Source organism: Prevotella sp. P3-92, from assembly GCF_002251205.1.
Taxonomy (GTDB): Bacteria; Bacteroidota; Bacteroidia; order Bacteroidales; family Bacteroidaceae; genus Prevotella.
In genome coordinates this window covers 49,756-70,150 of sequence record NZ_NPJE01000058.1, presented here as the reverse complement: position 1 = coordinate 70,150, position 20,395 = coordinate 49,756, and the positions used below count along the sequence as shown (strand labels likewise).

Genomic DNA, 20,395 nt, shown 5'->3' with positions numbered 1-20,395 from the left:
GGTAAGCGAAAAAACGCATTTAAAAACGATAAAAGGTGAGTTTTACAAAAAGATTAAGTAATTTTGCAGGTGCATATAAAATTCGTGATACGATAATATCCCGTGGCATGCTTCTTCGCTGATGAAAGATGGCACACGATATCGGTCACGCAGTCATACTACTATTACAAATCAAATATCGTGGCATGAGCCAGTCACGGTACATTATAATTAGAAACAAACAAAAAAGTAAAGTAATGAATATTTTCAACTACATCATTCAAATGGGTGCATCGGTGATGATGCCCATTCTTTTCACGATTATCGGTCTGTGTATCGGCATGAAATTTGGCAAGGCACTCAAATCTGGTCTGTATGTGGGCGTAGGATTTGTGGGCCTCGGTATTGTTACAGCTTTGCTTACCAATAATTTCAAGGATCCGCTGCAGGCTGTTGAGGATATCTTCAACCTCAACCTGAGTGTATTTGATATGGGATGGCCTGCTGCCGCTGCTGTAGCATACAATACAGCTGTCGGTGCACTCATCATCCCTGTGTGCCTCGGTGTTAACTTCCTCATGGTAATCACCAAAACCACACGTACTGTCAATATCGACCTATGGAACTACTGGCACTTCGCTTTCATAGGTGCTGTGGTATATTTTGTGTGCGGCGAGAGTCTTGTATGGGGGTATTTTGCAGCTATCGTGTGCTACATCATCACACTCGTGATGGCAGACCTTACGGCAGAGCGCTTTCAGGAATACTACAACCTTCCAGGCATCTCCGTGCCACAGCCTTTCTGTCAGAGTTTCACACCGTTTGCCATTGCTATTGGATGGCTGCTCGACAAAATACCGGGATTCTCAAAACTCAATATCGATGCCGAGGGCTTAAAGTCAAAGTTCGGCGTTATTGGCGAACCCCTTGTACTCGGTGTGGTAGTAGGCGCATTGATAGCCACTGTAGCCCATTGGGGCGACATCACCCAGTTCGATCAGTTTATGGCAACCATGCCCGCAGGTTCTACCGCTACCGATGGTGTGATGCGCATTGTGAAGCATATTCTCTTCCTTGGCGTAACGATGGGAGCCGTGATGGAACTGATACCCCGTATCACCAAACTGTTTATCGACGGACTGATGCCTATCTCAGAGAAGACCAAAGAGGTGGTCAACAAAAAGATGAAGGGCAAGACCATCCACATCGGTATGAGTCCTGCACTCGTTATCGGTCACCCCACCGCGTTGGTAGGTACTTTGTTTCTGATTCCTACCTATATCGTTATAGCAGTAATTCTGCCAGGCAACCAGTTTCTGCCCCTTGCATCGTTGGCAGGCCTGTTTTATATTTTCCCCATGATGCTTCCCTATACCAAGGGTAATGTGGTGAAGAGTTTCATCATAGGACTTATAGCATTACTCATAGGACTTTGGTTTATCACCGATATGGCTCCCGATTTTACCAAGGCCGCCGCTTCGGTATATGCGCAGACCCAAGATAATGCCGCTCATGTTCCAGAAGGATTCCTTGCAGGTAGTATGGATTTCGTGTCCGCCCTGTTTAGTTATGTCATCTATGCTCTGGTGAAGTATTTCAAATATATAGGTGCTGCCGTATTGGTAGTCATCACCCTCGCCATGATGCTGATCAACCGCAAGCGCATTATCGCTGACGAGAAAAAGAAAGTAAACAACTAACTAAATAATTATAGAAAGTAATGAAAAAGATTTTAATGACTACAGCCATTTGCCTGGCAGCCATTTCGGTAAATGCACAGTGCAAGTATAAAGGCTATGAAGTAAAAGCAGAAAACAGCTACACAAACTATTGTGTGCGACAGGCTTCAAACCCCAGAGATGCCAAGAGCTACGACACACAGCGTTTGCGTAGCGAGTATCTCATTGAGAAAATCATGGCACCAGGTGAAGTAAACTGGACCTACACCACCATCGACCGTTTCCTTGTGGGAGGTGCTATGCCAACCGATACTCCACTGAAACTCACATCAATCGAACCACTCTATGTGGATCTCAGCAAGAGTGACAATGGTCGCAATCTGCTCGACAATCGCGAAATTGGTATCATCAACGTAGGTGGTGACGGTAGCGTGACGGTTGACGGCAAGCGCTATGACCTCGCTTTCCAGGAGGCTATCTATGTAGGTAAGGGTGTAAAGGAAATCATTGTGGCAAGTAAGAACGCACAGAATCCTGCTAAGTTCTATATGAACAGTGCATGTGCCCATCAGAGCTATCCCACCAAAAAGGTGAGTCTGAAAGACGCGAAGAATATTATAGCAGGAAGTGCTGCCGAGAGCAACGACCGCGTTATCCATCAGATGATTCTCAACGGTGTGGCTGGTGTGCGCACCTGCCAGTTGCAGATGGGTATTACCGAACTCAAATCAGGATCGGTATGGAACACAATGCCTGCTCATACCCACCTCAAGCGCATGGAGGTGTATTTCTACTTCAAGGTTCCAGAAGGACAGAGCGTTTGCCATATCATGGGTGAACCACAGGAGACTCGTCTGATTTGGACAGGCAACGAACAGGCTGTTATCAATCCAGAGTGGAGTGTGCACTGCGCTGCAGGAACTTCCAACTATACTTTCATCTGGGGTATGGCTGGCGAGAACCTCATCTACAACGACATGCAGGTGGTGAAGATCACAGAATTGAAATAAGATTCACATATAAAAGCTCTTGTCTCCGGATAAGAGCTTTTTTGTATGCTCATGCCGAGCATACCCCAAATCAAAAGCCCCGTCCATGCTGACGGGGCTTTTGATTTGGGGTAAAATGATGTTATTCCTGTTCTGATGCGGCATGCAACACCTCAGAGAGCGTTGGGTGGATGTGTACCATGTCGCGCAACTGAGCGACAGTAGCATTGAGACACATCAGACTACTTACCTCCTGTATCAGGTCGGCCGCGTGAGCACCATAAGCATGACACCCCACTATGCGGTCGTCAACATCCGACAACAGTTTCAACAGGCCTTCGGCAGCATCCATCGTCAGAGCCTTGCCGTTGGCACGCCAGAATGCTTTGCGACAACGGTAGCCAGGCAATGTGGCTTTACACTGATCTTCCGACAAGCCCACACACGCAGCTTCAGGACTTGTGAAGATGGCAGAAGGCATGATATCGAAACGAATATTGTCCTGATGTCCCGTCAGTCGGTTGACCACATGAATGCCTTGCATCTCTGCTGCATGAGCCAACATCTGTTTGCCATTGACATCACCAATAGCATAAACACCGCTGACATTAGTCTCGAAGTGCTCATCTACGCTGATGCCTTTACGCTCGTCGTAGGTGATGCCGGCAACGGCAAGGTCAGCCGACACATTGGGTTTGCGACCTGTGGCAATGAGAATGGCATCAGCATCAATATCTGCGAGCGAGGTGACAGTAGTCTTCATGCGGAAGGTGATGCCTTGGCGCTCCAGGTATTTGCGGAGTCGTTTGGCAATATCGCTGTCGAGCATAGGCAGACACTCCTTGAGGTATTCGATGACTGTCACCTCTGTGCCGAAGCGGTTGAACACACTGGCAAACTCCATGCCCACTACACCAGCTCCGATGATACACAAGCGACGAGGCTGTTCCTGACACTGCAAGAGTTTGGTAGAGTCCATCACCTGTGGAAGGTCGATACCTTCTACAGGAATCATCTTGCAACTACTTCCCGTAGCGATGATGATGTGTGGAGCGGTATATTCCGCATCGCCAACCTTAACCGTATGAGGTCCGGTGAACTCACCACGACCGCGTACGAGAGTGATGCCTGGCGAAGCCATGAGTTGTTCCACACCGCTACGCAATGCAGTGACCACCTCCGGCTGTCTGCCCACAGCCTCGTCGAAGGAACGAGCGTGGACATACGTTTTGGTAGGTATGCAACCACGGTTAAGGCAAGTGCCACCCACCTGGTCGGCTTCGATGACAACCACCTGCAATCCCCGTTGCGCGGCAAGATGTGCAGCGCGGTAACCACCAGGTCCCGCACCGACGATGATAAGATCAGTTGTTGTCATGAATCATCTGTTTGTAGTTGACAATAGGATGCTTGGCTGCCAATACGTCATCAACTCTTCCGATAGGCGTCTTGAGCGGTGCCGACTTGACCGTATCGGGTTGAGTCTTGGCTTCTTCTGCAATCTGTCGCATCACACTGATGAATCCGTCGATCGTGTCTTTCGACTCACTCTCCGTAGGTTCAATCATCAGTGATTCGTGGAAGAGCAATGGGAAATAGATGGTCGGAGCGTGATACCCATAGTCAAGCAACCGCTTTGCCACATCCATTGTTGTCACCCCTGTAGATTTGTCTTTCAGTCCGTCGAACACAAACTCATGTTTGCAGAGTCCGTCGATAGGCAACAGATAGACATCCTTCAGACATTCCTTGATATAGTTGGCATTGAGTGTAGCCAACGGTCCAACCATCTTGATCTGTTGGCGACCCAGTGAGAGGATATAGGCATAAGCCTTCATAACCACTCCGAAATTGCCAGCTTCATAGGGACTGACAAAAGGAAGGAAAGGTTCTAATCCGCTTCTCACTCCGACAGGACCGCTGCCAGGACCGCCACCACCGTGAGGGGTAGAGAATGTCTTGTGCAGATTGATATGCATCACATCAAAGCCCATATCGCCCGGCCGACATGCACCGAGCATAGGGTTGAGGTTAGCGCCATCATAATACATCAGTCCGCCACAGTCGTGGATGAGTTTAGCAATAGCAGGGATATCAGTTTCAAAAAGTCCCAATGTATTGGGATTGGTCATCATCATGGCAGCAATATTGTTGCCTTCCGCTTCTACAATAGCTTTCAGATCATCGAGTGACACACGACCGTCGGCAGTTGATTTCACTTCCACAATCTCCAGTCCGCATACAGCAGCCGAAGCTGGGTTAGTGCCATGTGCCGAGTCAGGTACGATGACTTTGGTACGCGCCATATCACCACGACTTTCATGATACCCTCTGATTACCATCAGTCCTGTCAGTTCACCGTGCGCTCCAGCAAAAGGCTTGAGTGTAAAGTCAGCCAGTCCGGTCAGTGCACAGAGCGCTTTCTTCAGCCGTTGGCATACTTCCTTTGCGCCCCGTGTCGTTTCAGCGGGTTGTAGCGGATGCAAGCGTGTGAACTGTGGCATAGCAGACACTTCCTCATTGATTTTAGGGTTATACTTCATGGTGCATGACCCCAGAGGATAGAATCCGTTATCCACTCCGAAATTGTTGGCCGAGAGATTGGTATAGTGACGTACCACGGTCAGCTCGTCACATTCCGGCAGTTCGGCTGGATGTTGTCGTTGCATACTTTCCGGCATGTTATAGTTGCCATACTCGTTTCTGGGCAGCGAATAGCCCTTTCTGCCAGGCTTCGACAATTCGAAGATGAGATTTCCGTATAACTTGTTGTTCATAAGGCTTTGCTGTGGATTAGAGGTTGATAAGGCTGACCAGACGGTCAATGTCAGACTTGGTGCGTTGCTCAGTGACGGCAATCATCAGTTGGTCGTCTGCCACTTTCACACCACCGAAGATACCTTCGTCGGAAAGGCATTGGAGCAGTCCGTCGAGGTCACCGCCGTAGCGTACCACAAATTCGTTGAAGAAAGGCTGTTGATAGACAAGTTGGAAACGACCTGTTGCTATCAGTTGGTCACACAGATAGTGGGCGCCGGCATACGACAGCTGTGCAGCTTCGCGCAGTCCCTCCTTGCCCATGAGCGATAGATATATGGTGACGAAGAGCGCCATCAAGCTCTGGTTAGAACAAATGTTTGATGTAGCTTTCTGTCGGCGGATATGCTGTTCGCGTGCCTGCAGCGTGAGCACAAAAGCACGTTGTCCTCTGTTGTCCTGTGTCAGTCCGACGATGCGTCCAGGCATCTTACGCAACAGTTTCTCCGTGCAACACAGATATCCCACGTATGGACCACCAAACTGCATTGGGATGCCCAGCGACTGTGCATCGCCTACTGCGATGTCAGCCCCCCATTCGCCTGGTGTTTTCAGTAGGGCGAGGTCGGCAGCAATGCTATCGATGACAAACAGACCCTTATTGGTATGGATGAGATCGGCAAAACCGCTATAGTCCTCCACAATGCCGAAATAGTTGGGCTGTTGCACGAGAACACCAGCCACACCACCTTCCGCCAACTGTCGTTCCAGATCTTCACGGTCGGTAACACCGTCTCGTGAGGCAACAGTTCCGAGCTGGATGCCATGATAGTGTGCATAGGTCTGCATCACCTGCAGCGTCTTGGGATTGACTGTATCGCTCACCAAGAATCGGTTTTGCTTCTTTCCCGATGCCGCCGCCATCATCATGGCTTCAGCGCAGGCAGTCGTGCCGTCATACATGGAAGCATTGGAGATATCCATGCCCGTCAGTTCAGCCATCATCGACTGATATTCGAAGATGTAGTGGAGCGTTCCCTGCGATATCTCCGCCTGATACGGCGTATAACTGGTCAGCAGTTCAGAACGGCTCAACAGATTGGGAATCACCGCCGGTGTATAATGGTCATAGACCCCTGCGCCGCCGAAACACATCATAGGACGGTTCATGGCGCCCAGTTGTTCAAACACCTGGCGCACCTCGGTCTCGCTCATTTCGTCAGGCAGATCATAGTCGCCACGGAAACGGATAGCCTCCGGCACTTCTGCATAGAGGTCATCGAGACTGCTGATACCGACGCGCTGCATCATCTGTTGCAGGTCGTCGTCGGTATGTGGAAAATACTTATAGGACATAGGCATATAGGCTTTTTGCGTGAATCACTGATTGCAGAAAGCCTCGTAAGCCTTGGCATCCATCAGCTGATCCAGTTCTCCGGTATCGCTGAGTTCCACTTTGATAATCCAGTTTTCGAAAGCATCCTGATTGATGAGTTCGGGCTGGTCTTCGAGTGCTTCGTTCACTTCCAGTACAGTACCGCTTACGGGCGACAGCAAATCGCTGGCAGCCTTCACGCTCTCTACCGCACCGAAGTCTTCACCTGCTGTTATCTCATCGTCAACATCGGGCATATCCACATAGACCACATTGCCCAGTGCGTTCTGTGCATAGTCTGTGATACCGATAAAACCGGTGTTACCTTCAACACGTACATACTCGTGTGACTCGCTATAATAGAGTCCTTCAATTACTTTTGCCATAATCGTATAGTTCTTTTTAGTTATTGTATATATTTTCTCATTTCTTGTAATGCTTGTCGTAGAAGCGCTTCTTGACCACGGTTCCAGGGAACACCTTTTTGCGAATCTGCACTTCCAGTTCTGTGCCGAGTGGCGCATACTGGCTGTCGATAAGTGCCATACATACGCTCTTGTCGGTAGAGATGGTATGGTATCCTGTCGTCACAGTACCGATGGGCTGTCCGTCTTTCATCACGGTATAGCCATGACGGGGAATCGCTTTGTCTTGGAGTTCTATACCCACGAGTTTCTGGGCTACACCTTCAGCTTTCTGCTTGGCAAGGGCGTCACGTCCCACAAACTCCTCTTTATCGAGTTTGACAAACATGCCCAGTCCAGCCATGATAGGAGTGATTTCGGCAGACAGTTCATCACCGTAGAGCGGCAGTCCCACTTCGAAGCGCAGGGTGTCGCGGCATCCCAGTCCGCAAGGTGTCACGCCGGCAGCCATCAGTTTATCCCAACACTGGTTGATATAATCGGGAGTGGCATATATCTCAAAGCCATCCTCACCGGTATATCCGGTGCGCGACACGATGACGTCGCCCATGGTCTTAAAGGTGTAGAAAGTCAGTTCGCTGCATGGCAGATTGAGTATCTCTTCCATGATGCGCTCCGCTTCCGGCCCCTGCACTGCCAACTGTCCGTAGTAGTCGCTCTGATTGTCGAGTATCACGTTGAACCCCTCGGCTTGCAACTGGATCCAAGCCCAGTCTTTGTCGATATTGGCAGCATTGATGACCAGGAAAAAGCGGTCGTCCGCCATCTTATATACCAACAGGTCATCGACCACTCCGCCATCCTCATAGCACATCATGCCATATAGGATTTTGCCGACAGCAAGACCTTCCACATTATTGGTGAAGATGTGGTTGACGTAGCGCTCAGCGTCTGTACCGCTGACGAGCACTTCGCCCATGTGGCTCACGTCGAACACACCACAATGTTGACGCACAGCTTGGTGTTCGTCAGTGATGTTGGAATACTGTATGGGCATGTCGAACCCACCAAAGGGCGAAATGAGAGCGCCCAGTGCCACGTGTTTGTCGTAAAGACAGGTGCGTTTGTTGTTCATAGGCTGTTTGAATATTTATATATTGTTGTTATTGGGTTTTTAGTATTTTGCTCAACCTGCCAGTAGGTTGACGAAGTCCTCTTTCTCAAGGTTGTAGATGATGTCGTCTATCCGGTCAGGGAGAATACATCTGATAGACTCTCTGGTAAGCGGAACACCCCGCAGTTTTTTGAGCAGTCCGTTGTCGAGATCGCCGATGAGGAAGTAGTCCCCCATCAGGTTGACATCGTGTATGACATTATGTCGCATATCGATTCTCACCTCAAATTCTCCTACGCCCTCTATCCTCTTGTGCTTCACCACGGTGTAGCGTGGGTTGTTGCCGTAGATGAAATCGTCGGTGAGATATTCCTCTTCGATATGTTCTATCTCTTCAATCTCTTTCTCTCCGAGGCAATAGGTCTCGTCGCAGAAGTGCTTGATGGCAAACTCTCTGAGTTCGTCAACATTGAGAGTGATATGGTTTTTGAGCAAGTCAATGCGCTGGCGTACGCTCTCCACCCCCTTTGAGAGTAGTTTCAATTCTCCCGGTGTGATAGCCCCCACCATGTTGACGATATCTGTGTCGTAGAGCAGGGTGCTATGCAGGATACTCCGGCCCGGTATGCGATAGAATGCGCTGCCCGACAGTTTTCTGTTGCCCAGCATCACATCGTTGCGCCCATTGGCTTTGGCATCGACGCCCAACCGATGGAGCATCGTGACCAGCATGCCCATATACTTGTTGAAGGTGAATCCCACCCCTTCGTCGTCGGTGATATACGACAGCATCAGGTTGTTCATATCGGCATACACACAGCCCCCACCGCTCTTACGGCGGTAGGTCTGTATGTTATGGCGGCGACAGAAATCAAGGTTCACCTCGTTGTCGATCAACTGGTTTTTGCCGAATATCACGGTGGGCTCCACCTGCCAGATAAAGAAGCAGTCGGCAGCCTTCAGGTGTCTGGCCACGTATTCTTCCATAGCCAGATAGAAGGTCAGTCTCCTTGTCTTATTGTCGGGCAGTGCGATGTGCAGCATGTCTTAGCATTCTTAGTTAGTAATCAGAGGCAAATGTAGCAAGAAATTTTGAATACTGCAAATTATTTGCATATTATTTCTTGTCGTAGGCATGCAACGGATAGTCGGTGGTATAGTGGAGACCTCTGCACTCCTTGCGTTCCAACGCCCATCGTGTGATGAGATATCCCACATTGATCATGTTGCGCAGTTCGCAGATGTCCCTACTTGCCTTGACGCGCTTGAAGAGCCGTTCGGTTTCCTCATAGAGCATGTCGAGTCGGTCCCATGCCCGGTGCAGGCGCAGGTCAGAGCGCACGATGCCCACATAGTTGGACATGATCTGCGTCACTTCCTTGACCGATTGCGTGATGAGCACTTTCTCTTCGTTGGTCATAGTGCCCTCGTCGTTCCACTCCGGCACATTGGTATTATAGTCGTATTCGTCGATATGCTGCAGCGAGTGTCTGGCAGCGGCATCGGCATAGACCACCGCCTCGATGAGCGAGTTGCTTGCCAGTCGGTTGCCGCCGTGCAGTCCGGTGCATGAACACTCACCAAGGGCATAGAGCCGTTCAATGCTCGACTGTCCGTTGAGATCTACTTTGATGCCTCCACACATATAGTGTGCTGCAGGGCGCACGGGGATGTAGTCGGTGGTGATGTCGATACCTATCGACAGGCACTTCTGATAGATATTGGGGAAATGGTGGCGCGTCTCTTCTGCGGGCTTATGGGTCACGTCAAGACAGACGTGGTCCAGTCCGTGTATCTTCATCTCCTTGTCTATGGCGCGTGCCACGATGTCACGTGGTGCGAGCGACAGCCTTTCGTCGTATTTCTCCATGAAGGTCTCGCCGTTGGGCAGTTTCAGTATGCCGCCATAGCCTCGCATCGCCTCGGTGATGAGGTAGGCAGGGTGTGTCTCTTTCGGATTATGCAGTACGGTGGGGTGAAACTGCACGAACTCCATATCTGCCACCGTACCTTTGGCGCGATAAACCATGGCGATACCATCGCCAGTGGCTATCACGGGGTTCGACGTGGTGAGATATACCGCTCCGCATCCACCGGTACACATCACGGTGATTTTCGCCAAATAGGTATCTACCTTCTCTGTGTCGGGATTGAGCACGTATGCTCCGTAACACTGGATGTGTGGTGACCGTCGGGTGACGCGCACACCAAGATGATGCTGGGTGATGATCTCCACGGCAAAATGGTGCTCTTTGATATCTATGTTAGGATTGTTGCGCACCGCCTCCATCAGTCCTCGCTGTATCTCCGCACCGGTATCGTCGGCATGGTGGAGAATACGGAATTCAGAATGGCCTCCCTCGCGGTGCAGGTCAAAGTGCCCGTCTTTCTTGTCGAAATTGACTCCCCAGTTGACGAGTTCTTCAATCTGTGACGGTGCATTACGCACCACTTGTTCCACGGCCTTAGGGTCGGAGATGTAGTCGCCGGCTATCATTGTATCTTCAATGTGCTTTTCAAAGTTATCCACTTTCAGATTAGTGACAGAGGCAACACCACCTTGCGCAAACGAGGTATTGGCCTCGTCGAGCGAACTTTTGCAAATCATACAGACGCGTCCCTTATTGGCACGTGCTATCTTCAGGGCGTAGCTCATACCTGCCACACCTGCACCTATTATGAGATAATCGTACTTATAAACCATAACGTTTCGTTATAATATTGGTGCAAAAATACTAATTTCTTATGGAAAATCGACCATCAAACCATATTATTTTGTAATTTTGCACCCATATTATGAGTAAGATTAAGATTATATTGTTATTATTGTGGGTAGCAGTGGCTGCTTCTGCCCAGGAAACAGAGGAGCCCGATACCTTTCAGGTCGATACCATCGATGTGGCACTGCCATGGCCGCGGAACATCCAGTATCGCCTCGACTCGCTGCTCCGCCACCCTATGTTTGAAACCAGCACTGTGGGTCTGGAGGTCTATGACCTGACAGCCGACTCTATATTATATAAGGTGAACGAGCATCAGATGTTGCGTCCAGCATCGACCATGAAGCTTCTCACCGCCATCACCGCCATCGACAAGTTGGGCGGCTCCTACCAATTTCGCACCCAACTCTATTATACTGGAAAGGTAGAAGACCACACCCTGACGGGCGATCTCTACTGCGTGGGCGGTTTCGATCCGCGTTTCAACATTGACGACATGAATGCCTTCGTGGAGAGTATCCGCTGCATGGGCGTAGACACGATCCGCGGCAGCATCGTGGCAGACCGCAGCATGAAGGATGCCGACCTCTTGGGCGAGGGATGGTGTTGGGACGACGACAATCCGCCGCTGTCGCCACTGACCATCGGTCGCAACACGCAGTTTGTCGATCGCTTCATCCGCCAGCTCGTTGACGACGGAGTGGTGCTCGATGTGCGCATATCCGACGGCACACTGCCCGACAGCGCCTTCCACCTCTGTTCACGTTTCCACAGCATCGACCAGATACTGTTACGCATGATGAAGCAGAGCGACAATTTCTATGCCGAAGCCATGTTCTACCAGTTGGCAGCCCATCAGGGCCACCGCCCTGCGCGCGCCAAGGATGCCGCCGCCATTGTCAAGCGGTTGATTTCCAAGGTAGGACTGGGCCATCGTCCCTACCGCATAGCCGACGGCAGTGGACTGTCGCTCTACAACTATCTCTCTGCAGACCTTGAGGTGCGCCTCCTGCGCTATGCCTACCGCAACAGCACGGTCTATCTCCATCTTCTGCCCTCGCTCCCTGTGGCGGGCAGCGATGGCACCTTGCGCAACCGCATGCGCGGCTCGTTTGCCGCCGACAATGTCAAGGCAAAGACCGGAACACTCGAAGGCGTATCGGCACTGGCTGGCTATTGCACCGCTGCCAACGACCATCGCCTGTGTTTCTCCATCATCAACCAAGGTGTCATGCACACCAGCAACGCACGACGATTCCAAGACCGAGTCTGCAATGCACTTTGTGCACCTTGATGATACACAGCGCGATACATACGCGTACACGAAAGACTGTCGTCGGTAAACGACTATTCACGCTGTTGTTCCTCGGTTAGTTGATGAAAGAGAGCGGTGAATCAACAGCACCGCTTTCAGATACAGTTATTTTAGTTTTCAAAAAATTTCGACCACTCGACCACAACGTCAACCTAACACGCAGTGGTTTAGAACTTTAAGTGGTGGTCGAATCCTTAAATTTCGACCACACTTCGACCACCGCTTCGACCACACTTCATCAGCTCTTCAACCACGCGGATTGCCATCTATCAGCATCATAAATCTCTGAACAAGCATATATATCTATGTCTAAGTGGGGTATTTGAGTTTGTCAGCGCTTTTTCAAACCTTGATAATATTTTTGTCAAACGTTAGACAATACCATTGTCAAACGTTAGATAACACCATTGTCAAACGTTGGATAACACCATTGTCAAACGTTGGATAACACCTTTTTCGAACGTTGAAAACACCTTTATCAAACGTTGAAAATACCTTTATCAAACATTGGACAGGACCTCTATTAAACGTTATTTCCAAATACCGATCAGTTTTATTTCTGAATGACAATTGTTATTTTTATGGATAGATATGAGCATCGCAGATATGCTTACGCCATTCTGTGGTCGAAGTGTGGTCGTAATCCCATGATTTAGGTTTTCGACCACACCATAAGACACTAACAGATAGAACATTGCAAATATCCGTGGTCGTGTGGTCGAAATTTCTTGAAAACTAAAATAACTGTACGCGAAAGCGGAGTTGCCATTCGCCCTCACCTCGACAGACTGACTTTAAGCGACAGTCCGAAATCGTGGGTAGTGGTTGGATAGCTTGCTGATGACAGCAAGGGGGTGTTGGTCTGCCGATCGTAGTAGGCGCTGAGGGTGAGCAGGCGCGACAAAGTATAGTCTGCCACAAAAGACAGGCGGAGGGCGGTATTGCCGCTGTTGGCGGCACTCGTAGCGGTAGCAATATCGCGAGAGAGGGATGCCTGACGACGCAACGAGAGGTCGAGACGCAACGAGAGGTCGTGGTTGACACCTGTCTTGACACTCTTCTGACTGTCGGGCTGTTGGCGCTGGCTGCGCTGGGCGCGGCTCACCCTACGATTGCCGGCGGTGCCGAAGAGGTTGAAGTCGCTGATGGTATATGCCATGCCCAGCACCCAGTCGTTGGAACGGCTCTCGTTGATCTGGACACTCGTAGTGGATAGGCTGACAATGCGCGTGGTGCGGTATTCGAGTTTCACACTGAGGTCGTTGTGCAGCGACACGTCGATGCCGAGCAATGGCGAGAAAGCTTCGTTCAGACTGACAGTCGGCACACTATAGTCGGCAAGCGTGGCAGCATTGGTGGCGGAGTAGCTGCCTACGGCATAGATGCTCCGATAGGCGTGTGACAGCGTGATGCTCTTGAAATGGTCTGCCACCCATGGCAGCGCAGAGAGCCCCGTATAGCGTACGGTCCAATTGGGCAGCATCGATGCCAGCGAGGGGAAGAAGCTGCCACTACCTCCACTGCTGGTATAGGCGGAGAGGAAGGCGGGTATCATGACGGTGGCATGATAGGCATCGGGCACACTACCGTAGGCCGCGGCGGCTCGCTGCCGATAGCCTTCGAGCGACCGACAGAAGCGGCTGAACGAAGCGGATCGGTATCCGCCTGTGGCACTGCCCGTGGATTCCAGTGCCGACTTGAGCGACAGGGTGGTCATAGAGAATGATCCGCTCAGCGTGGTGGGCATGCCGGAATACATATATTGTATGGTACGCGCACGTGTGTGCGTGCGACTGGCATGGAGGTCGATGCGCAACCCGCGCAGGGGTTCCAGCACGGCGCGCAACTGCAAGTCGGTGGTGTGGTTGGCAGTGGCTGGCGATGCTATGCTATCGACTGTGAGCAGCCATCCGCGGTCGAGGGCTCGACTGACATAGGTATCATCTACCGTGCCGAAGGCGAAGGCGAGACCAGGTGCCATCAGGTGACCGCCTCGCTGTCCGAAAACATCACCTATGGTGGGAAGGAAGCCGGGCACCGACAGCGAGTAGTCGTCTCGATAAGTGAGACTGGCGGAGCGCACCATCATGAGTACCTGGGTGGCTGACTGCAGGGAGCGATACCACCACTGGCGGTCTAAGGGTGGACGCTCGGCTACCGACAGCAGGATAGTGGCGGTGTCGCGAGAGTCGATGCGCAACTGGCGGCGGTCAAGCAGCTTATAGCGCAGGGGGTAAGTGCGCCCGTCGCGAGTGCGTGCGGTGACAATGAGTCGGCGCGTGGCCTTGTCGTGGGTCACTATGGTAACGGTGTCTGCCGACAGTCTGACTTCGCGTTGCCACGTACCTTGGTTTTTGGGCAGGATGCGCTCTTCTCTGCTCTTCGGCTGCGGCCTCTTTGCCGCAATTCTGCCACGCACTGTCGGCTGTCTGCCGACAGTCTGCCATTTGGCACGCTGCTGATTGAGGCGGCGCAGAAAGGGCACGTGGTTATAGAGGGTCTCCATATTGAATGTGGCAGAGAGGCTGACCTGTCGGTTGGTGGTGATGGTATGTCCCAGACTGGTACCGTCGTCGAGTTCTGTGCCGCGCAGCCAACTATAGTGGGCGTCGTACTTGGCAGTGCCGGTCACCCAGTCGAAGACGGGCAACAGGCTGAGTGGCCACTGCAGGGTAGCTGAGAAGCGCTGCTGATAGTCGAGCGGTTCGCCAAAGCGGCGGATGCTCTGCCATACCGAGTCTTTCCATGCCTGATACTGTTCGGGATAGAGGTCTTTGTTGACGGGGGTGTAGGGTTCTTCTATCTGTGCGTGGGTGGCAGACTGGAAATCGAGGTGGAGGCGCTGGGTGAGATCCCAGCGTACGGCAAACTCGCGATTCCACAGAAACTGCTGACTGAAGGTTAGGGGTAGCTGTTGGCCGCCTATGCTCTCCATGTCGCGCTCTTGCAGTTCGTAGTAGTTGCGCAGCATCTCGGTATTGAACGAGATGCTCTGCGGTAGCCAGTTCACTCCTAACTGTCTGGGATATTGCGCCCATTGGGAGCGGCCCTTGATTTTACGGAACGGTACCCAGGGCTTCACCACGGGTTCATAGACATAGTTGAAAGCACCACGCCACTGATCTTCCTTCTCATAGACCGTGGTCTCGCCACTGGTCTGGCGGTGGGAGTGGCTGTAGGAGAACGAGAAATTGGCAGGGTCGTAGGGCATGGGGGCTTTTCTTGAACGGATGCCGACACGCACATTAGACAGCGACAGATTGGTATTGGTGGTGCGGGTGACGGCGATACGCTCGATGGAATCGCGCTCCTGCTTGTTGGCTGCGGCATCGAGTGCCTCGTCGAGGGTCAGGTCAGTATCGAGCGGATTGTATTTCGGACGGGTTTCCTCTTTCGTCACCGAATAGTATAGCGGTGCCGACACCTTGGCTTTGTCGGGGAAGAAGCGTCCCAGTTCGATACTGGCGGTGACTGAATAGGTCTTGTAATCGTCAGTGGAGCGCTGTAACACGCTCTCTTCGAGTCCGCCAAATCCGCTGGTCATCATCCTTCCACTGACATTGACCGTCCCCACATCGGAGAGTTGCATATTCATGGCGCCACTCACAGCCCAGCCTCCATTGTCGTTGAAGTCGCGCAGACGGAGCTCATTGACCCACACCTCTCCCGACTTTTGCGTGCCCGACTTGTTGCGCACACCGATCATCAGCGTTCTGACCTCACCGAGCGACGGATTGCCGAGGATGCTTACCGTGCAACCGGTATGGCTGGCATCGGGCTCTGAGTAGATTTGCGTGAACACAGTCCCACCCTGTGCCCTTGACTTGTTGCGCTGTCGCTTGAGACGGGTAAAGTCGGAGAGGTTGACATCAAGCATATTAGCCTCTGGCCACACAGCCCTGCGATCGTCGATGCTGTATTTGTTGTAGTCGTTGCGATCGGGGGTCAGCGTCAGCGGTATCTCGTACTCATAATAGTTGTTTTTATAATCGCTACCCAACCGCACGAATACTGCCAAATCGCCATGTTGCAAGTCTGTGGCATCATCGATGAGGTGGTTGGCATGGACAAACATCTGCAGATGCCTGTACCGGCGCAGGTCGAGCATAGTGTTCTTATAGACCGCCTTCGACTCGGCGGGTGCGAGATTGCGCACCACGAGGTTCATCGCCTGCTCGTTGTCTTCCACGAGTTGAGGTTGGGAGGGGTCGGTTACACGACTGATGCCTGGCGGCAGGACATAGTTGACGGGACGCTTGTCGTTGTTTTCCTCAATATTCACCGCACTGACCTCGATGGTTCCTGTAGTCGCGCCATTGGTCAGGGGTTGCTGATAGATGCGCCATTCGCCACGCACCAAATCGAGAGAACCGAAGCGCAACACCACCGGGCGGCGAAACTGGGTGAGAAACATGCGCATGAAGCGGATGCTGGTGAAGTCGTTGATATTGCCCACCCGCTGGTCATACTGGCTGAGGGGAATGCGAAACTGATACCACCGGACGGTTTCACTCGTTCCGTTGCGCAGCGGCACCGTTGCCTCGCGAATGTCGGTGATATGGTTATATCCCAGGCGCATATCCTCTGGGCGTATGCTGACACGATACTGGTAATAGCGTTCGTATTCGTTGAGCGTATAGTCCTGATTGATATCCTCCACATCGGGCGTGGTCTTATAGCTGGTATCATAGCCTTCGGTCTGACTGTCGGAATCGGGCGAATTGCCTTGCGGCATGTTGATTCGCTTATAGCGTTCAAGGATGGAGGTCTTGCGTTCATCGTAATCGCGACCACGGTAAAAGTGGTAGTTGTCGTTTGCGGGATCGGCATGGATGGCGGCACGCACACTGTCATTGACCTGCACACCTTCTAAGAAGCGGACATACGCTGGTTGGGAGCGTTCCTCTTCATCAGTCAGTCCGTTGAGTCCCACATCTTGTTTGAGGCGTGCTCCGGCTGTTGTAGCAAAGGCGTAGGTCTCTGTCGGCTGCTGGGGCACCTTACCCCATGCTGTGCGGATGAACGATCCCTGTCCGTCAACAGGCATATTGCTCTCCGAGAATTTCTTGCCGTCGCGCAAGACGTCCTCACTCACCTCACCAAGATTGATGTAGAGGTCGCCACCGTAATCAGCAGCACCGCCATCGCGGTCGGCATAGATAAAGGGGTCGAGCAACCAAAATTCCACATATTCGATATTGGCGGTTTCGAAATCATTGGTATCCAGGCGGCGCATCATGCCTCCCCATCGCTGTTGCGGATTGCGCAAGTGTCCATCGGCGGTGAGGTCGGTAGTGAGGTTGTAGGCTCCGCGCTCTTCGGGATAATAAGCCAAATCGAGGATGGGCAGCGTGGCTGTCACACCACTGTAAGTGCTCTGCTGACGGTTGGGATAGAGTTCGCTAACATAGACTGATCTCACATAGTGGTTAGACAACTGCTGGAGGTCGCTCTTGATATGGCTGGGGGTGAGCGACGACGAGCGATAGGTGAAGATAGGATCGATATTATACCATGCCAGCAAGGCACGGTTGAAACCACTTGTCACTGAGTCGCGGTCGGCATGTTCGGGAAACATGCTCGGCACGCTCGATATCACCCATGCCTTGGGGTCGCTGACGTCAATGCCGTTTTTGGCATTCTCGAAATCATCAATATACGAGGCATGGCTCTGCGTGCCGCCTGCCTGACCTGCCAAGAGTTGGGCGAACTCGCCAGTAAAAGAGAGTTGCGAGGGTTTTGTGCAATGGAGGAAGGGCAGACGGTTGAGCATATTGGTGAGCCATTGACTCTCCTGTCGCCAGTTGATGTTGAGTCCCCACAACATGTTGCGCAGCGGTTCGCTACCCATGGTCACCTTCGAGGTCAGCGGTTGCTCGGTCAGATACTGTAATGTGCCGCCCAACTGCAATGCCTTACTGACGTCATACTGCCAGTTGAGTCCTAACATGGTTTTGCGCTGCATGCCATAGTCGGTATCGCTCTCCAGCGATACATTGACATTGGTGCCGGCATCGATAATGTTCTGGTTGAGAATGGTCACCTCACCCACAGCATAGTCAACACTATAGTCTGATCCTTCAGTCAGTACCACACCGCCGGCAGTCACCACCACCGACCCTTGCGGCACATTATAAGCACCGAGCGAGATGACATTGGCTGACGTTCCCCGATACTGACCGACAAGCATATACTTATTCTTCTCTGCCATCTGCCGTGCTGCCGTTCGGGTGGTGTCATAGAGTTCGGCAAACACATAGCGTTCAGCCTCATCGGCACTGACACCATGAGAGGTGAGATAGCGACGCAAGGTCTGGCCGAAGGGTTCGACTGCTGGCAGGAATACACGGCCGTCGCCGACGGTGTAGTCCTCAACATAATCGAAATAACCATTACTATTGGGGCGATTGTTGTTGTCAAGACGGTCGCATCCCAATACCCGCAACAGGGGAGTATCTTTAACCTGCTGCACGGGGATGTAGTTGAGCCATACACCAGTAGTATCGCTTTGATACTTGATATCGAGACGAAACTTAGTACGCTCCACCTGAGATGCCAGATAATACACATTCTTCATCATCAACCGCCAGTTGGGCTGCATCGGATGGTTGCTGGTATTCTTCAGCGATTTAACGAATATCGCTTCTGAAGTATTGGTGTGGTCGGATGCGAATTCACCCACTTGGTAAACCCGACCGCCTGAGGTATATTCGAAAGCTACGGCAAGCACCTGATCGGGTTGTAAGGTAGTATGGAGCGATATATAGCCAAGGGCACTGTTGACTGTATATTCCGAACTATTGAGCAGACGGGCGGAAGAGAGTTTCTCGTAATCGCTACCGCCCGTAAACTGAGGCACTCCATCAAGCACCGTCGTCGTTTGTTCCGACTGACGTGCTGCGACATAGTCGGTGGTCATGGCTTGATATTCGCCATTGGCGGTATTGGCAGGAACAGAAGAAACGGTTCCGCCACTACCCCAGCGCGTCGAACGACTCTCACCAAGATCGGCAAGGGCTATGATATTGCGAGTATTGGCGGTAGTACCCGTCTTGTTGGTCACCCACACCTCCACTCTTGTAATTTGGATGCCTGTAGTGAGATTGGGCAACTGTTGCATGGCGGCATCATAGCGTTCACGAAAATACTGGGCAAGGAAGAAGTGACGATTCTCTTCATAATCTGCCACATTGATTTCAAAAGGTGTCAGCTGTACGCCTCCCTTTGATGAGACACTTGTGGTTGATGATTTCTTCTGCGAAAAGACGGTCTGCAGTTTCAACCGTCCAAACTGCATATCGGTACGTACGCCGAAGAGGCTCGATGCACCCTTGATCAGTGAGTTTTGCGAAGGGAAGGTGATATTGCCTGCCTCAATGAGTTTGATGATCTCATCTTCCTTTCCCTCATAACGCAACTTGATATTCTTGGTATCGAAGTCGAAAGTGGCATCGGTGTTGTAGTTGAGGTTCATATTCAACTTATCACCTACCTTTCCCGTCACATTAAGGTTGATCTTCTCGTCAAAGTCTATGGATTTTGTTCGGCGATTGCGTACTGGCAACGACGGATTGTCGATATTCTTGATATTGCCACCCAGTTTCAGTTCTGCCGTTCCCATCATCTTGATGCGCACACCACCGGGACCAAATATCTTGTCGGCTGGACCGAGATCAAAATGCATGTCGGCAAAATCAAACTTGTTCTTCCCCTTGGTTGCCACATTTTCGGCATTCTTCTGGCGAAAGAAGGTGCCCATCCTTCGTTTGAGCGACCACTGTCCATACTCATCAGGGGACATCAGCAGGGGAGTAGTCAGATAGCGCCCTCCCATCTTCTGGCCTACAACATAAGTATTGGCGGTGTCGTCATAGTCCACCTGGAGCGCAATATTGCGCGGCATACGAAGGTCAAGGGGGATGGTGTCGAGGTCGGCAACAAACCTGGGGGCGGTGCGCTGCGGAGTCCATCGGGGCTTTACCACACTATCGACCACGCTGTCGGCAACAACGGGCAACGGCACCGTCGGTACTTCCAACGGTGCCTGCTTGTGCTGTTGAGCCATGGCAAAAGCACCAATGCTCAGCATCACCATGACGATA

The 20,395-nt window shown here is 51.7% G+C and carries 11 protein-coding genes; 3 read left to right on the top strand and 8 right to left on the bottom strand.

Going from position 1 to position 20,395, the window contains the following annotated elements; genetic code table 11:
* Positions 1-236 precede the first annotated feature (236 nt).
* Positions 237-1,679, top strand: a complete 1,443-nt coding sequence (locus CIK93_RS08705; protein ID WP_094391375.1) for a PTS galactitol transporter subunit IIC — start codon at positions 237-239, stop codon at positions 1,677-1,679.
* A 20-nt stretch (positions 1,680-1,699) separates the two neighbouring features.
* Entirely contained in the window at positions 1,700-2,668 is a 969-nt protein-coding gene (kduI, locus tag CIK93_RS08700; protein ID WP_094391376.1) for a 5-dehydro-4-deoxy-D-glucuronate isomerase, read from the top strand.
* A 121-nt stretch (positions 2,669-2,789) separates the two neighbouring features.
* On the opposite strand, the gene CIK93_RS08695 is transcribed toward kduI, so the two are convergent.
* The 7 genes from CIK93_RS08695 to nadB all read right to left on the bottom strand — a co-directional run bounded on the left by CIK93_RS08695 (position 2,790) and on the right by nadB (position 10,962).
* A complete protein-coding gene (locus tag CIK93_RS08695) occupies positions 2,790-4,025 on the bottom strand; it encodes an NAD(P)/FAD-dependent oxidoreductase (RefSeq protein WP_094447102.1) in 1,236 nt (411 codons plus the stop codon).
* Positions 4,012-5,424 carry an aminomethyl-transferring glycine dehydrogenase subunit GcvPB gene (gene gcvPB / locus CIK93_RS08690; protein WP_094447101.1) on the bottom strand — a complete coding sequence of 471 codons (1,413 nt, stop codon included), beginning with the start codon at positions 5,422-5,424 and terminating at the stop codon, positions 4,012-4,014. The genes CIK93_RS08695 and gcvPB overlap by 14 nt, the downstream gene beginning before the upstream one ends.
* A gap of 16 nt (positions 5,425-5,440) precedes the next feature.
* Positions 5,441-6,760 (bottom strand): aminomethyl-transferring glycine dehydrogenase subunit GcvPA, encoded by a 1,320-nt coding sequence (gene gcvPA / locus CIK93_RS08685; RefSeq protein WP_094447167.1) that lies wholly within the window; start codon positions 6,758-6,760, stop codon positions 5,441-5,443.
* Positions 6,761-6,784: 24 nt separating this feature from the next.
* Complete coding sequence (gene gcvH / locus CIK93_RS08680) at positions 6,785-7,165, bottom strand: glycine cleavage system protein GcvH (protein ID WP_094391379.1); 381 nt, start codon at positions 7,163-7,165, stop codon at positions 6,785-6,787.
* A 37-nt stretch (positions 7,166-7,202) separates the two neighbouring features.
* Complete coding sequence (gcvT, locus tag CIK93_RS08675; RefSeq protein ID WP_094447100.1) at positions 7,203-8,279, bottom strand: glycine cleavage system aminomethyltransferase GcvT; 1,077 nt, start codon at positions 8,277-8,279, stop codon at positions 7,203-7,205.
* A 51-nt stretch (positions 8,280-8,330) separates the two neighbouring features.
* On the bottom strand, positions 8,331-9,302 hold the full coding sequence (locus CIK93_RS08670; RefSeq protein WP_094447099.1) for a lipoate protein ligase C-terminal domain-containing protein: 972 nt from the start codon (positions 9,300-9,302) through the stop codon (positions 8,331-8,333).
* A gap of 73 nt (positions 9,303-9,375) precedes the next feature.
* Positions 9,376-10,962, bottom strand: a complete 1,587-nt coding sequence (nadB, locus tag CIK93_RS08665) for an L-aspartate oxidase (RefSeq protein WP_094391382.1) — start codon at positions 10,960-10,962, stop codon at positions 9,376-9,378.
* A gap of 92 nt (positions 10,963-11,054) precedes the next feature.
* On the opposite strand from nadB, the gene dacB reads away from it, so the two are divergent.
* Positions 11,055-12,272: a D-alanyl-D-alanine carboxypeptidase/D-alanyl-D-alanine-endopeptidase gene (gene dacB, locus CIK93_RS08660; protein ID WP_094447098.1), complete on the top strand. Its 1,218-nt coding sequence runs from the start codon at positions 11,055-11,057 to the stop codon at positions 12,270-12,272.
* Between the two features lie 796 nt (positions 12,273-13,068).
* Here dacB and sprA read toward each other — a convergent pair.
* Positions 13,069-20,382 (bottom strand): cell surface protein SprA, encoded by a 7,314-nt coding sequence (gene sprA, locus CIK93_RS08655; RefSeq protein ID WP_371327164.1) that lies wholly within the window; start codon positions 20,380-20,382, stop codon positions 13,069-13,071.
* Positions 20,383-20,395 lie beyond the last annotated feature (13 nt).